This is a genomic window from Mycetohabitans rhizoxinica HKI 454, assembly GCF_000198775.1.
In the GTDB taxonomy this organism is placed as follows: Bacteria; Pseudomonadota; Gammaproteobacteria; order Burkholderiales; family Burkholderiaceae; genus Mycetohabitans; species Mycetohabitans rhizoxinica.
On sequence record NC_014722.1, the window covers coordinates 803,762 to 817,898 of the forward strand.

Genomic DNA, 14,137 nt, shown 5'->3' on the forward strand with positions numbered 1-14,137 from the left:
CGCCCGAGAGCCAATCGCTATGGCAGGGGGAGGCGGACTGGATTAGAATGCCTGAGGGTGGTTGGCTTTCTGACTGAAAGTCGGATGCTGCCCTATATGAGTGAAGGAGTGGTGCGTTGAACAACAACATGTTTTCCAAGGCGGCAGTGTGGCTTGTCATCGCACTGGTGCTGTTTACGGTGTTCAAGCAGTTCGACAAGCCCCGCGTCCCGGAAGGCGTCACGTATTCGCAGTTCATGGACGACGCGAAGAACGGCAAGGTCAAGAACGTCGTCGTCCAGGGCCGCAACCTCACCGTCACTCCTGCGGACGGCCAGAAGTACCAGATTGTGTCGCCCGGCGACATCTGGATGGTCGGCGACCTGATGAAGTACGGTGTGCAGGTCAGCGGCAAGGCGGATGATGAACCGAACGCGCTGGTGTCTGCGCTGTACTACCTTGGCCCGACGATTCTGATCATCGGGTTCTGGTTTTACATGATGCGACAGATGCAGGGTGGTGGCAAAGGCGGGGCGTTTTCGTTCGGTAAGTCGCGTGCGCGGCTGATCGATGAAAACAACAATGCGGTGAATTTTACCGACGTCGCGGGCTGCGATGAGGCGAAGGAGGAAGTGTCCGAGCTGGTTGATTTCCTGCGCGATCCGCAGAAATTTCAGAAGCTCGGCGGCCGCATTCCGCGCGGCGTGCTGCTCGTCGGACCGCCGGGAACCGGTAAGACGCTGCTTGCGCGTGCGATCGCCGGCGAGGCGAAAGTGCCGTTTTTCAGTATTTCGGGTTCGGACTTTGTTGAAATGTTCGTCGGCGTGGGCGCAGCCCGCGTGCGTGACATGTTCGAGCAGGCGAAGAAGCACGCGCCCTGTATCGTGTTCATCGACGAGATCGACGCGGTCGGCCGCCATCGCGGCGCCGGCATGGGTGGCGGCAACGACGAGCGCGAACAGACGCTCAATCAGATGCTGGTCGAGATGGACGGTTTCGAGGCCAATTCGGGCGTGATCGTGATTGCCGCGACCAATCGCTCCGACGTGCTCGACAAGGCACTGCTGCGTCCCGGACGCTTTGACCGTCAGGTCTACGTCGGCTTGCCGGACATCCGTGGACGCGAGCAGATTCTGAAAGTCCACTTGCGCAAAGTGCCGATTTCGAACGATGTCGATGCATCGGTGGTGGCGCGCGGCACGCCAGGCTTTTCCGGCGCGGACCTCGCGAACTTGGTGAACGAGGCGGCGCTGTTCGCCGCGCGGCGTGGCAAGCGCATCGTCGAGATGCAGGATTTCGAGGATGCCAAGGACAAGATCTTCATGGGTCCGGAGCGCAAGTCAGCCGTGATGCGCGAAGAGGAGCGTCGCAATACCGCGTATCACGAGTCGGGCCATGCGGTCGTCGCAAAGCTGCTGCCGCACGCTGATCCGGTGCACAAGGTAACGATTATGCCGCGCGGCTGGGCGCTGGGCGTCACGTGGCAGCTGCCCGAGCATGATCGCGTCAATCTGTACCGTGACAAGATGCTCGAGGAGATCGCGATCCTGTTTGGCGGCCGGGCTGCTGAGGAAGTCTTCTTGAATTCGATGTCCACCGGCGCGTCCAATGACTTCGAACGGGCGACCAAGATGGCCCGCGACATGGTGACGCGATATGGCATGTCCGACGTGCTTGGGACGATGGTCTATATCGATACGGAGCAGGACGGCATGCTCGGCCGGTTGTCGTCGCGTTCGGTGTCCGAGGCTACGCAACAGAAGGTTGACGCGGAGATTCGCCGCATCCTCGACGAGCAATATGGGCTCGCGCGCAAGCTGCTGGAGGAGCACCGTGAAAAGGTCGAGGTGATGGTCAAGGCACTGCTCGATTGGGAAACGATCGACGCCGACCAGATCAACGACATCATGTCGGGCAATGACCCGCGTCCACCGAAGAACCTGCCTCCGCCGTCTGGCGACGCGCCGAGCGGTGGCACGGGTGGCGGCGCTGAGGTGAAGCCCGCGCCGGGCGCGGCCGCTCCCGCGTAACCGCAGCCGTTTCCCCGCCAAGGGCTGGTGCTGGTGCACCAGCCCTTTGTCATTTTCTTCTACTGAGTATTGCTGTTCAATGTCGAGCACTCCTAGCGCAACCGGCCTGGTCGCCGGCGCGACGTTGCAATGCGGCCGCTTCAGGCTGACGCTGGCGCGGCCCCTAGTGATGGGCATTTTGAATGTGACGCCAGACTCGTTCTCCGATGGCGGACGTTTCATCGGCTACGAGGCCGCGCAGGCGCGCGCTCAGCAGATGATTGACGAGGGGGCCGACCTGATCGACATCGGCGGCGAATCGACGCGGCCCGGTGCACCGCCGCTCCCACTGGACGAGGAGCTGGCGCGGGTGTTGCCTTTGATCGACGCGTTGCGTGATACGGGCGTGCCGATCTCGATCGATACGTACAAGCCCGAGGTGATGCGTGCCGCGCTCGACGCCGGCGCGGACTTGATCAACGATATCTGGGGCCTGCGTCAGCCCGGCGCGCTCGATGCGGTGCGCGACACGCGTTGCGGGCTGTGTGTGATGCATATGCAAGGCGAGCCGGGTACGATGCAGCGCGAGCCGCAGTACCGCGATGTCGTCGCGGATGTTCGCGACTTTCTCGACGGGCGGATCCGGTCACTGGAGCGCGCCGGGATTGCCGCGGACCGGCTCTGTGTCGATCCGGGCTTTGGTTTTGGCAAGACGGCCGAGCACAATTTCACACTGCTGCGTGAATTGCCGCACGCCGTGCCCGCTGGTGTGCCGATCCTTGTGGGGCTGTCGCGTAAGTCAATGATCGGCGCGGCCACAGGTCGCAGCGTGCCGCAGCAGCGCATAGCCGGCAGTCTTGCCGGCATGCTGGCGGCGGTCGATCGGGGCGCGGCGATTGTGCGCGTGCACGACGTCGCGCCGACGGTCGATGCATTGAAAGTCTGGCAGGCGATGCGGGCACGACCGTGGTGCGACGCCCAGTCCGTGCACAGCTAGAACGATAAACAGCAACAAAGGCGACGCATGTTGCGGCGTGTGCGGCGCACGCCTGCGGACGCGTCGCACAGTATGAAAAAGAGGAGTTCAACATGAGTCGTCGTTATTTCGGCACGGACGGTATCCGCGGCAAGGTGGGCGAGCCGCCGATCACCCCGGATTTCGTGCTGCGGCTCGGCTATGCGGCGGGCAAGGTGCTGGCCGGCGCGGACACCACGGGCAGTGGGCGGCCGACCGTATTGATCGGCAAGGACACGCGAGTTTCGGGCTATATGCTCGAGGCGGCGCTGGAAGCGGGTTTCTCGGCGGCCGGCATCGACGTGATGCTGGCCGGGCCGATGCCCACGCCAGGCATCGCGTATCTGACGCGCGCGCTGCGACTGGCCGCCGGCGTCGTGATCAGCGCGTCGCACAACCCTTATTACGACAACGGTATCAAGTTCTTTTCGGGCGACGGCAACAAGCTGCCCGACGAGGTCGAGCATGCGATCGAGAACCAACTCGAGCAGCCGATGACGTGTGCGCCGTCCGAGCATCTTGGCAAGGCGCGGCGCCTGGATGACGCGGCAGGACGGTATATCGAGTTCTGCAAGGGCACGTTTCCGGCCGCATTCGACCTGCGTGGACTGAAGCTCGTCGTCGATTGTGCGAATGGCGCGGCATATCAGGTCGCGCCGCACGTGTTCCATGAGCTGGGAGCCGAGGTCGTGCCGATTGGTGTTGCCCCGAACGGCTTCAATATCAATGACGGGGTGGGCGCGACCGCGCCTGACACGCTGGTGACGGCCGTGCGTGCCAATCACGCCGATCTGGGCATCGCGCTGGACGGTGACGCGGACCGGTTGCAGGTCGTCGACGCGTCCGGCCGCCTGTATAACGGCGACGAGTTGCTGTACGTACTCGTGAAGGACCGCATCGCCACACACGGAGTGGTGCCGGGCGCGGTTGGCACACTCATGACGAACCTAGCGGTGGAGGTCGCGCTACAGCAGCTCGGCGTTGAATTCGTGCGCGCCGCGGTAGGCGATCGCTATATCCTGGAGCAGCTGCGCGAACGAGGTTGGCAACTCGGCGCCGAAGGCTCCGGCCACATCCTGTCGCTGGACCGCCATACGACCGGCGACGGCATCGTATCGGCGCTGCTCGTGCTCGCCGCGATCAAACGTAGCGGTCAGACGCTGGCTCAACTGCTCGGCGGGCTGACGTTATTTCCGCAGACGCTGGTCAACGTGCGGATGACGCCGGGCGCTGATTGGAAAGGCAGCGCCGCGATTCGTGAAGTCGTCGCGCAGGCTGAGCGCGCATTGGGCCAGTGCGGCCGCGTGCTGATCCGCGCGTCTGGCACTGAACCGGTATTGCGCGTGATGGTCGAGGCGCAGCGGGCGGAAGAGGCAAACGGTCACGCTCAAGCGATCGCCGAAGTCGCGCGCGCGGCGACCACGGGGTAACCTGTGGCGCCGGCGCGGTAAAAAGTTCGCAGGCTGCACCGGAAGTCCGCAAGCCGAACCGCAGGCCTGCAGGCTGAACCGCAAGCCCACAGCTGGACTAGAAGCCCGCAGGCGGAGCAGATTCACTGCCGCGGGCATCTTACGATCGGCAATGTGACTGTCACGGTTTAGTCACCGAATGTCACATGACTGTCACGTTCCCCGCCTAAGCTTCTCGATGTTTCGACTCCGCTCACCCCTGGTCCTGGAGGTCTCATGAAATCGATGCATACCGCGATCGCCGGCGTTGTCGGCGCCCTGTTTGCCTGGTCCGTGCAGGCTGCCGATATCACCGGCGCGGGTAGCACGTTCGCGGCGCCGATTTATACGAAGTGGGCCGATGCCTATCGGAAGTCGGGCGGTGGCAAGGTCAACTACCAGGGCATCGGATCATCCGGCGGCATCAAGCAGATCATCGCGAAGACGGTTGACTTCGCCGGCTCGGACGCACCGCTGAAGGACGATGCGCTCGTCAAGGATGGCCTGTTCCAATTCCCGACCGTGGTCGGCGGCGTGGTGCCGGTGATCAACGTGCCGGGTATCAAGGCCGGCGAACTGGTGCTATCCGGCGAAGTGCTGGGCGATATCTACCTGGGCAAGATCAAGAAGTGGAATGCCCCGGCGATTGCCGCGCTCAATCCGAAGATGAACCTGCCGGATACCGATGTCGCCGTGGTGCGCCGCGCCGACGGCTCGGGTACGAGCTTCATCTGGACAAACTACCTGTCGAAGGTGAACACTCAGTGGAAGTCAAAGGTTGGCGAAGGCACGACGGTGAATTGGCCGGTGGGCATCGGCGGCAAAGGCAATGACGGCGTGGCCGCGTTCGTGCAGCGCCTGCCTGGCTCGATCGGCTATGTCGAATGGGCCTATGCGAAGCAAAATCATATGACCTTCACTGCGCTGAAGAACCAGACTGGCACGGTCGTCGAGCCGAAGACTGAAACGTTCAAGGCCGCGGCCGCCGGCGCCGACTGGAAAAAGTCGTTTTACCAAATCCTGACAAACCAGCCGGGCAAGCAAGCCTGGCCGGTGGTCGGTGCGACGTTCGTGCTGCTGCACACCGCGCAGGACAAGCCCGCGCAAGGCAAGGAGACGCTCAAGTTCTTCGACTGGGCATTCAAGAACGGTACGCAGGCCGCGACCGAGCTGGACTACATTTCACTGCCGGAATCGGTCGTCAGTGAAATTCGCACGCAGTGGAAGTCGAAGGTGAAGGACGGCGCGGGCAAGGCGCTCGCCGAGTAACCGGCATCCCGTGTCGGCGCGGGCAGGCGCAACCGCTTCGCGCCGCGCCGGCGCGTGGTGCTTTGACGACAAGCGGTTACGCGCGCGAGCGTTGCGCCGCGTGGCCTGTGAAGAGGCATCATGGCCGACATTCAGACTGCATCCGGCTCGGGCGGCAACCGCGCGATGAAAGCGCCGGGCCGCACAGGCGACATCGTCTTCGGCGCGCTGGCACGGCTTGCCGCGATCGTGACCTTGCTGATGCTCGGCGGGATACTCATCTCGCTGATCATCGCGTCCCTGCCCACCCTCCAAAAGTTCGGCTTTTCGTTCCTGTGGCACTCCGATTGGGACCCACCCTCCGAACAATTCGGCGCGCTGGTGCCGATTTACGGCACGATCGCCACATCGTTGATCGCTCTGATTATCGCGGTACCGGTCAGCTTCGGCATTGCGTTGTTTCTGACCGAACTCTCTCCTGCCTGGCTGCGGCGCCCGTTGGGCATTGCGATCGAGCTGCTGGCCGCGATTCCGTCCATCGTCTACGGCATGTGGGGCCTGTTGGTGTTCGCGCCGGTCTTCGCGAGCGGGTTCCAGAAGCCGCTGCAGACCGTGCTCGGCTCGATGCCGCTGGTCGGCGCGCTGGTGGCCGGCCCCCCGGTGGGCATCGGCATCCTGGCTGCCGGCGTCATTCTCGCGATCATGACCATCCCGTATATCGCCGCAGTCATGCGCGACGTGTTCGAAGTGACCCCAGTCCTGCTGAAGGAGTCCGCGTACGGCATGGGTTGTACGACCTGGGAAGTCATGTGGAAAATCGTGCTGCCGTTCACGAAGACCGGTGTGATTGGCGGCATCATGCTCGGCTTGGGCCGTGCGCTCGGCGAGACCATGGCGGTCACGTTCGTGATCGGCAACACCAATCTGCTGTCCGGTGCTTCGTTGTTCGCCCCAGGCAACAGCATCACGTCGGCGTTAGCGAATGAATTTGCCGAGGCCCAGCCCGGGCTGCATACGGCAGCCTTGATGGAGTTGGGCCTGATCCTGTTCCTGATTACCTTCATCGTGCTCGCCTTGTCCAAAGTGATGCTGTTGCGTCTGGAAAAAAGGGAGGGCGCGCGATGAGCCGCCCCGTATGTTCTCGCGCGTCGGATCTCGTGTCGCCGGGTAGCGCGAACGCCGATGATGCGCCGCGTATCCGGTTGCAGGCGCGCCGCCGTCGCACCAACGCGATCGCGTTGGCCCTGTCGTTGCTGGCCATGGCCTTTGGTCTGGTGTGGTTAGTGTGGATCTTGTTCACGACGCTGCGCTTGGGCATCGATGGACTGTCGCTGACGCTGTTCACCGAATCGACGCCGCCACCGAACACGGACGGCGGCGGGCTGGCCAACGCGATTGTCGGCAGCCTTGAGTTGGTGACGTTGGCCACGCTGTTTGGCACGCCGATCGGTATTCTGGCCGGCGTCTATCTGGCCGAGTATGGTCAATCCAACCTGTTGGCTAGCACGACGCGTTTTATCAACGACATCTTGTTGTCCGCGCCGTCCATTGTCGTTGGCCTGTTCGTCTACGCGCTGGTGGTCGCTCGCATGGGGCACTTCAGTGGCTGGGCTGGTGTGGTGGCGCTTGCGCTGTTGCAGATTCCGATCGTGATCCGTACCACGGAAAACATGCTGAAGCTGGTGCCCAATGCGCTGCGCGAGGCGGCCTTCGCACTCGGCACGCCGAAGTGGAAAATGGTGACATCAATTACGTTGAAGGCGTCGGCGGCGGGCATTACGACGGGCGTGCTGCTGGCGCTCGCGCGTATCGCCGGCGAAACCGCCCCTTTGCTGTTCACCGCGCTATCGAATCAGTTCTTCAGCTTAAACCTGAATCAACCGATCGCAAACCTACCCTATACGATCTTCAAGTTTGCGATGAGTCCGTTCCCACAGTGGCAATCGCTCGCGTGGGCAGGCGTGTTTTTGATTACGCTGGGTGTGCTGGGCCTAAATATTTTGGCCCGCGCGTTGTTTTCAAAGTAAGCGACGGAAGACGATCCATGAACATGGCTGAGCGCCACCTCGACCCTTTGCGTACCGGCGACAGTGTGCCGATTCCGCTCGGTTCGGCCAAAAGCGGCGCCCGCGTGCTGGCGCCGCCGAAGATCGAGGTGAAGAACCTGAACTTCTTCTACGGTAAGTACCATGCGTTGAAGAACATCAATCTGAGCATTCCCGAGAAGCAGGTCACCGCATTCATCGGACCGTCCGGTTGCGGCAAATCCACGCTGCTGCGCACGTTCAACAAGATGTTCGCGTTGTATCCGGAGCAACGCGCCGAGGGCGAGATCCTGATCGACGGCGAGAACCTGCTCGCAACCACCCGCGACATCTCGCTGCTGCGCGCGCGGGTTGGCATGGTCTTCCAGAAACCGACGCCGTTTCCGATGTCGATCTACGACAACATCGCGTTTGGCGTGCGGATGTTCGAAACCTTGTCGCGCTCAGAAATGGATGAGCGCGTCGAATGGGCGCTGACCAAGGCCGCGCTATGGACCGAAGTGAAGGACAAGCTGCAGCAAAGCGGCTATGGGTTGTCCGGCGGCCAGCAGCAGCGGCTGTGCATCGCGCGTGGCATCGCGATCCGTCCCGAAGTGCTGCTGCTGGACGAGCCGTGCTCGGCGCTCGATCCGATCTCCACCGGCCGCATCGAAGAGTTGATTGCCGAGTTGAAGGACGACTATACGGTGGTCATCGTCACGCACAACATGCAGCAGGCGGCGCGCTGTTCGGACTACACTGCCTATATGTACCTGGGCGAGCTTATTGAATTCGGAGATACCGAGAAGATTTTCATCAAGCCGGTGCGCAAGGAAACAGAAAACTACATTACGGGTCGCTTCGGTTGATCGAGCCGATTGCCAAGACGGGAGAGCATCATGTCCGACAAGCATTTGTCTAGCCAGTTCGACGCGGACCTGAACCAGGTTTCGTCCAGGGTCCTCGAGATGGGGGGCTTGGTGGAGTCGCAGATCATCAAGGCGATGCAGGCGTTGAACCATTTTGACGCCGAGGTGGCCGACCAAGTGATCACTGACGAGGCGCGGCTCAACTCGATGGAAGTTGAGATCGACGAGGCGTGCAGTCATATCATCGCGCGGCGCCAGCCCGCGGCGCGTGATTTGCGGCTGCTGATGGCCATCTCGAAGACGATTACGAACCTGGAGCGCGCCGGCGACGAGGCTGAGAAGATCGCCAAGCGCGTGAAGCGCATCATGGAGGAGGGTAACGCGCGCACGGTGAACATCGCAGAAATCCGACTGGCCGGCGACATGGCGACGTCGATCCTGCGTCGCGCGCTGGACGCGTTTGCCCGGCTGGACACGGTCGCCGCCGCGCAGATCGTGCGCGATGACAAGGCGATCGATGAGGCATTCCGGGCGTTCGTGCGCAAGCTCGTGACCTACATGATGGAAGATGCGCGCACGATCTCGGTCGGGCTGGATCTGCTGTTCGTCGCGAAGGCGATTGAGCGCATCGGTGACCACGCAAAGAACATCGCTGAGTTCATCATTTACATCGTTAAAGGCACGGACGTGCGGCATGTGCCGCGCGACCAACTCGAGCGTGAGGCGCTGTCGTAGGACGATGCGGCTTCGTGTAACTGTACGATCTAAAAAGGCGAAAGAGGTGCCGATGCCCAGCAGCATTCTCGTGATCGAGGACGAGCCCGCGATTTCCGAGTTGATTGCGGTGAACCTACAGCACGCGGGACACTGTCCGATTCGCGCGTACAACGCCGAGCAGGCGCAGCGCCTGATCAGCGATGTCTTGCCGGACCTGGTGTTGCTCGATTGGATGCTGCCCGGCAAGTCGGGCGTCGCATTCGCACGCGAGTTGCGTAGCAACGAGCGCACCAAGCACATCCCGATCATCATGCTGACCGCGCGGGGCGAGGAGCAGGACAAGGTGCTCGGGTTGGAGATCGGCGCCGATGACTACGTGACCAAGCCGTTTTCGCCCAAGGAGTTGATGGCGCGTATCAAGGCGGTGCTGCGACGCCGCGCGCCGCAGCTCACCGAGGATAGCGTGTCGATCAACGGCCTGCGACTGGACCCGGCGACGCATCGCGTCGCGGCGAGCCGCAACGGCGAGCAAACCCAGCTCGATCTTGGGCCGACCGAGTTCCGCCTGTTGCATTTCTTCATGACGCATCCGGAACGCGTGCACAGCCGCACGCAACTGCTCGACCAAGTATGGGGCGACCACGTATTCGTCGAAGAGCGCACGGTGGACGTGCACATCAAGCGGCTGCGTGCCGCGCTCAAGCCGGCCGGCTGCGATGCTATGATTGAGACAGTGCGCGGTAGCGGCTACCGGTTGGCCAAGACAGCCTAACGCTGGCGCCGTCGGCGCCCGCACCTTTGTCTGATTGTCCCGCGGCACCTTTCGCTCCGATATGAATATCATTTGGGCGCGCGCGCTCGTGTCGCTAGTCTTGCTGGGCTGTATCGCCACGGCAATCGCCTTCGCGGTCAATGTGGATGCGGCGCTGTCGTTCGCGTTGCTCGCACTGCTCGCGCAGTCGCTTTTCAACACCTACCATACGCAGCGCCTGTGGCGGCTGCTTGATGCGCCGGTCTACGGGGAAGTGCCGAGCGCGCCGGGGTTGTGGGGCGAGATCTACTACCGCTTACATCGGCTCGCCAAGCGGTGGCACGCGCAGGTGCGGCAGGTGGAGCAGCAGCATACGCGGTTTATCCAGGGCATCCAAGCTTCCCCCAACGGCGTGATGATGCTCGACGACCACAACCGGATCGAGTGGTGCAATGCCATCGGTGAGCAGCACTTCGGGCTCGACGTGAAACGCGATTTGTGCCAGCACGTCACCCACCTGGTGCGCCAGCCCGATTTCGTGCGTTATCTGAACAGCCAGCAGTACGACGAGGCGCTGACGATGCGTGGCATGGGCGCAAGCCGACAGCATATCCTGTCGGTGCAGGTTTTTCCGTATGGTGACAACCGCAAGCTGATCCTCACCCAGGATATTACCGAGTTGGAGTGCACCGATGCGATGCGGCGCGACTTCGTCGCCAACGTGTCGCATGAATTGAAGACGCCGTTGACCGTGCTGTCTGGCTTTCTCGAGACAATGCGTGAACTGCCGATTGCGGAATTGGACCGGCGCCGATACCTGGATATCATGGCACAGCAGGCGGCAAGGATGCAGACGATCGTCAACGACCTGTTGGTGCTCGCCAACCTGGAGGGTGACATCAAGCCGCCGGCCGAACAGCCAATCGACATGCGTGCGGTGCTGCAGCATCTGCGTAATGAAGCGTCGGGATTGTCCGGCGGGCGGCACCACATCAAGTTCGAGGCCGACGACGATCTCAACGTGGTGGGGACGGAAAGCGAAATTCTCAGTGCGCTTGGCAACTTGGTCAGCAATGCGATCCGCTATACCCCGGATGGTGGGGCAATTCAGGTCACGTGGCGTGCCGAGCGTGACGGCGCCGTGCTCAGCGTCGCCGACACGGGGCTGGGCATTCCGGCCGAGCATATCCCGCGGCTGACCGAGCGCTTCTATCGCGTCGAGCGCAGCCGCTCGCGCGACACCGGCGGCACCGGGCTCGGGCTGGCGATTGTCAAGCACGTGCTGCAACGCCACGATGCGGACTTACACATTGCCAGTGAGGAAGGCAAGGGCAGCACGTTCTCAGTCCGCTTCCCGCCGTCGCGGGTGACGCACGGGCGCAGTGGGGCGGCCTGACATACGCTGGCGCCAGCGGCGCTTTACCAGCCGCATTCAAGCGTCGGTACCAACGGTGCTTCGCAACCCACGTTCAAGCGTCGGCGCCCGGGGCCTAGGCACTTGCAGAAGCTATCACAGTATGATGATAAGGTTATGACGCGCTGCAACCGGAGCGGCACTGTCACAAATCCTACCCGTTATTCTGGTACGGTCGGCAATCCGGCCCGCCATTGACCCATGCACAAGACCCCGCACCTGCTCGCTGCCGTTGACCTAGGCTCCAACAGCTTCCGGCTTATCATCGCACGCGTGGAGAAAACTTTCGCCGGCACGCAGATTGACCCAGTGGACGCGTTGCGCGAGCCCGTGCGGCTCGCTGCTGGCCTCACGCGTGACAAGTTCCTTGACCAGCCAGCGCAGTCACGCGGCTGGGACGCGCTCAAGCGTTTTGGCGAGCGGCTGCGCGATTTTCATCCGGACCACGTGCGGGCGGTGGCCACCAACACGCTGCGGGTCGCAAAGAACGCCGACGAGTTCCTTGACGAGGCCGAGCGCGCACTGGGCTTTCCGATCGAGGTCATCGCCGGGCGCGAGGAAGCACGCCTAATTTATGCGGGCGCCGCGCATTCGATGCCGGCGAGCAACGGCAAACGGCTGGTGTTCGATATCGGTGGAGGTTCGACCGAGTTCATCATTGGCGACGAATATGACCCGCTGATGATGGAGAGCCTGTACATCGGTTGTGTGACGCACAGTCGACAGTTCTTCCCGAGCGGTAATGTTGACGACTACGCGATGCGTCAGGCAGAGCTGGCCGCCAAGCGCGAGATCCAAGTCATCTCCAGCCTGTATAAGCGGACCGGCTGGGACCAGGCGGTCGGCTCGTCCGGCACTGCGCGGGCAATTGCGGAACTGGTCGAGGCCAATCAATTCAACGACGCCGGCGTGACGCACGGCATCACGCGTGGCGCACTGGAGCGCCTGAAGCGCGCGCTGATCAAGGCGGAAAACGTGAACCGGCTCAAGCTGGCCGCCCTCAAGGCCGACCGTGTGCCAGTGCTGGCCGGCGGCCTGTCGATCATGCTGGCGGTGTTTGAGGAATTGGGCATCGACTACGTGGATACGACCGATGGCGCGTTGCGGCTTGGTGTGCTGTACGACCTGCTGGGTCGCTCACAGCACCAGGACATGCGTGCGGTGACGGTGGAAGGCTTCTCGCGGCGCTATGGTGTCGATCGCGCGCAAGCCGAGCGCATCGCCGCGCTGGCAACCGGTTTTTACAATCAACTGAATGAAACCGATCCACAACGGCGCACGCAGGGAGCGCTGCTGCTCGGCTGGGCCGCGATGCTGCATGAAATCGGCCTGTCGATCTCGCACAGTGCCTACCATAAGCATTCGGCGTACATCGCGACTCATGCCGACATGCCCGGATTCTCGCGCACTGACCAGGCACGGCTGGCGGCGCTCGTGCTTGGCCACGCCGGCAAGCTGGGCAAGCTCACGCAGACACGGGACCTGGACTGGCGCCTGTTGTTCTGCTTGCGGCTGGCCGTGCTGCTGTGCCGTCGCCGGATCGACGTGGCGACCCCGATGCTGGCCGTGCGCGAGCATGATGGCGGCTTCGAGGTGCGCTTGTCGCACAGCTGGGTTGATGACAACCCGCTGACCGAGTACAGCCTGGTCCAGGAGGCGGCTGAGTGGGAAAAAATCGGCCGGCACTATCGGGTCGTCTACGTAGATTGACGCTCGCGGTCAGAAAAACGCCTGGATGCCCGTTTGCGCCCGTCCGAGGATCAGTGCATGGATGTCGTGCGTGCCCTCGTACGTATTGACGACTTCCAGATTGACCAAGTGTCGGGCCACGCCGAACTCGTCCGAGATTCCGTTGCCGCCGAGCATGTCGCGTGCGGTGCGCGCAATGTCGAGCGCCTTGCCGCATGAATTGCGCTTCATGATCGACGTGATCTCGGCCGCGGCGGTGCCTTCATCCTTCAWYCGTCCCAGTCGCAGCACGCCTTGCAGGCCCAGTGTGATCTCGGTTTGCATGTCGGCGTGCCGAGCGCAAAGCATTGGCCAGAGGAGCAGACCTGGGTATATGCCCGAATGATAGCCGGGGTGTGTCGAAAGTGCTTCTGATTTGGCGTGCGGTGCCGAATCGAAATCGCATAAAATTCTTTGGTGAAGGGGCGGGAAGAATTTTATGCAGGCAATTTCACTCGATGCGACCGATTGCCGGATTCTAGCGCTGCTGCAGGAGGAGGGTCGCGTCAGCAATCTCGAATTGGCGGAGCGGATCGCGTTGTCGCCGTCTGCTTGTCTCAGGCGGATGCGGTTGCTCGAGGAGCAGGGCGTGATCGAGCGTTATCGTGCGTCGTTGTCCCGCGAGAAGCTAGGTTTCGAGCTAGAAGCCTTCGTGCAGGTGTCGATGCGCAACGATCAGTCGGACTGGCACGAGAAGTTCGCTGCCGCATTGCGCGATTGGCCTGAGGTGGTCGGCGCATTCGTCGTGACCGGGGAAAGCCACTACATGCTGCGCGTGCTGTCGCACAACCTGAAGCACTTTTCGGATTTCATCATCGATCGATTGTATAAGGCGCCGGGCGTCATGGATATTCGTTCGAACATCGTGCTGAAGACATTGAAGGACGGCGCTGGTGTCCCGGTTGAACTGCTGCCTCGCGCGCGTTGAAACCCGC

Annotated in this window: 13 protein-coding genes; 12 read left to right on the forward strand and 1 reads right to left on the reverse strand. The window is 62.3% G+C overall.

Annotation, left to right across the window (positions count from 1 at the left end; all coding sequences use genetic code 11):
• Positions 1 to 116 precede the first annotated feature (116 nt).
• From ftsH to ppx, 11 genes are all read left to right on the forward strand, one after another.
• A complete protein-coding gene (gene ftsH, locus RBRH_RS03615; RefSeq protein ID WP_013434611.1) occupies positions 117 to 2,009 on the forward strand; it encodes an ATP-dependent zinc metalloprotease FtsH in 1,893 nt (630 codons plus the stop codon).
• A 79-nt stretch (positions 2,010 to 2,088) separates the two neighbouring features.
• Positions 2,089 to 2,985 carry a dihydropteroate synthase gene (gene folP, locus RBRH_RS03620; RefSeq protein WP_041753192.1) on the forward strand — a complete coding sequence of 299 codons (897 nt, stop codon included), beginning with the start codon at positions 2,089 to 2,091 and terminating at the stop codon, positions 2,983 to 2,985.
• A gap of 92 nt (positions 2,986 to 3,077) precedes the next feature.
• Complete coding sequence (gene glmM / locus RBRH_RS03625) at positions 3,078 to 4,433, forward strand: phosphoglucosamine mutase (protein WP_013434613.1); 1,356 nt, start codon at positions 3,078 to 3,080, stop codon at positions 4,431 to 4,433.
• Between the two features lie 255 nt (positions 4,434 to 4,688).
• Positions 4,689 to 5,720 (forward strand): phosphate ABC transporter substrate-binding protein PstS, encoded by a 1,032-nt coding sequence (gene pstS / locus RBRH_RS03630; RefSeq protein ID WP_013434614.1) that lies wholly within the window; start codon positions 4,689 to 4,691, stop codon positions 5,718 to 5,720.
• Between the two features lie 120 nt (positions 5,721 to 5,840).
• Complete coding sequence (gene pstC / locus RBRH_RS03635) at positions 5,841 to 6,824, forward strand: phosphate ABC transporter permease PstC (protein WP_013434615.1); 984 nt, start codon at positions 5,841 to 5,843, stop codon at positions 6,822 to 6,824.
• Positions 6,821 to 7,726 (forward strand): phosphate ABC transporter permease PstA, encoded by a 906-nt coding sequence (pstA, locus tag RBRH_RS03640; RefSeq protein WP_013434616.1) that lies wholly within the window; start codon positions 6,821 to 6,823, stop codon positions 7,724 to 7,726. The genes pstC and pstA overlap by 4 nt, the downstream gene beginning before the upstream one ends.
• 17 nt (positions 7,727 to 7,743) lie before the next feature.
• A complete protein-coding gene (pstB, locus tag RBRH_RS03645) occupies positions 7,744 to 8,592 on the forward strand; it encodes a phosphate ABC transporter ATP-binding protein PstB (RefSeq protein WP_041753193.1) in 849 nt (282 codons plus the stop codon).
• Between the two features lie 30 nt (positions 8,593 to 8,622).
• Positions 8,623 to 9,327 (forward strand): phosphate signaling complex protein PhoU, encoded by a 705-nt coding sequence (phoU, locus tag RBRH_RS03650; protein WP_041753195.1) that lies wholly within the window; start codon positions 8,623 to 8,625, stop codon positions 9,325 to 9,327.
• A gap of 52 nt (positions 9,328 to 9,379) precedes the next feature.
• Positions 9,380 to 10,081 carry a phosphate regulon transcriptional regulator PhoB gene (gene phoB, locus RBRH_RS03655; RefSeq protein WP_041753196.1) on the forward strand — a complete coding sequence of 234 codons (702 nt, stop codon included), beginning with the start codon at positions 9,380 to 9,382 and terminating at the stop codon, positions 10,079 to 10,081.
• A 61-nt stretch (positions 10,082 to 10,142) separates the two neighbouring features.
• The gene (gene phoR / locus RBRH_RS03660; RefSeq protein ID WP_041753197.1) at positions 10,143 to 11,456 is read left to right on the forward strand and encodes a phosphate regulon sensor histidine kinase PhoR; all 1,314 of its coding nucleotides are present in this window, start codon (positions 10,143 to 10,145) and stop codon (positions 11,454 to 11,456) included.
• A 219-nt stretch (positions 11,457 to 11,675) separates the two neighbouring features.
• On the forward strand, positions 11,676 to 13,184 hold the full coding sequence (ppx, locus tag RBRH_RS03665; RefSeq protein ID WP_013434621.1) for an exopolyphosphatase: 1,509 nt from the start codon (positions 11,676 to 11,678) through the stop codon (positions 13,182 to 13,184).
• 9 nt (positions 13,185 to 13,193) lie between these two features.
• Here the strand turns inward: ppx and RBRH_RS21255 are convergent, their stop codons facing one another.
• Positions 13,194 to 13,715, reverse strand: a complete 522-nt coding sequence (locus tag RBRH_RS21255; RefSeq protein ID WP_415878033.1) for an acyl-CoA dehydrogenase family protein — start codon at positions 13,713 to 13,715, stop codon at positions 13,194 to 13,196.
• Between RBRH_RS21255 and RBRH_RS03675 the strand changes: the two genes are divergently transcribed.
• Complete coding sequence (locus tag RBRH_RS03675; protein ID WP_013434623.1) at positions 13,642 to 14,130, forward strand: Lrp/AsnC family transcriptional regulator; 489 nt, start codon at positions 13,642 to 13,644, stop codon at positions 14,128 to 14,130. The genes RBRH_RS21255 and RBRH_RS03675 overlap by 74 nt on opposite strands.
• Positions 14,131 to 14,137: the final 7 nt, after the last annotated feature.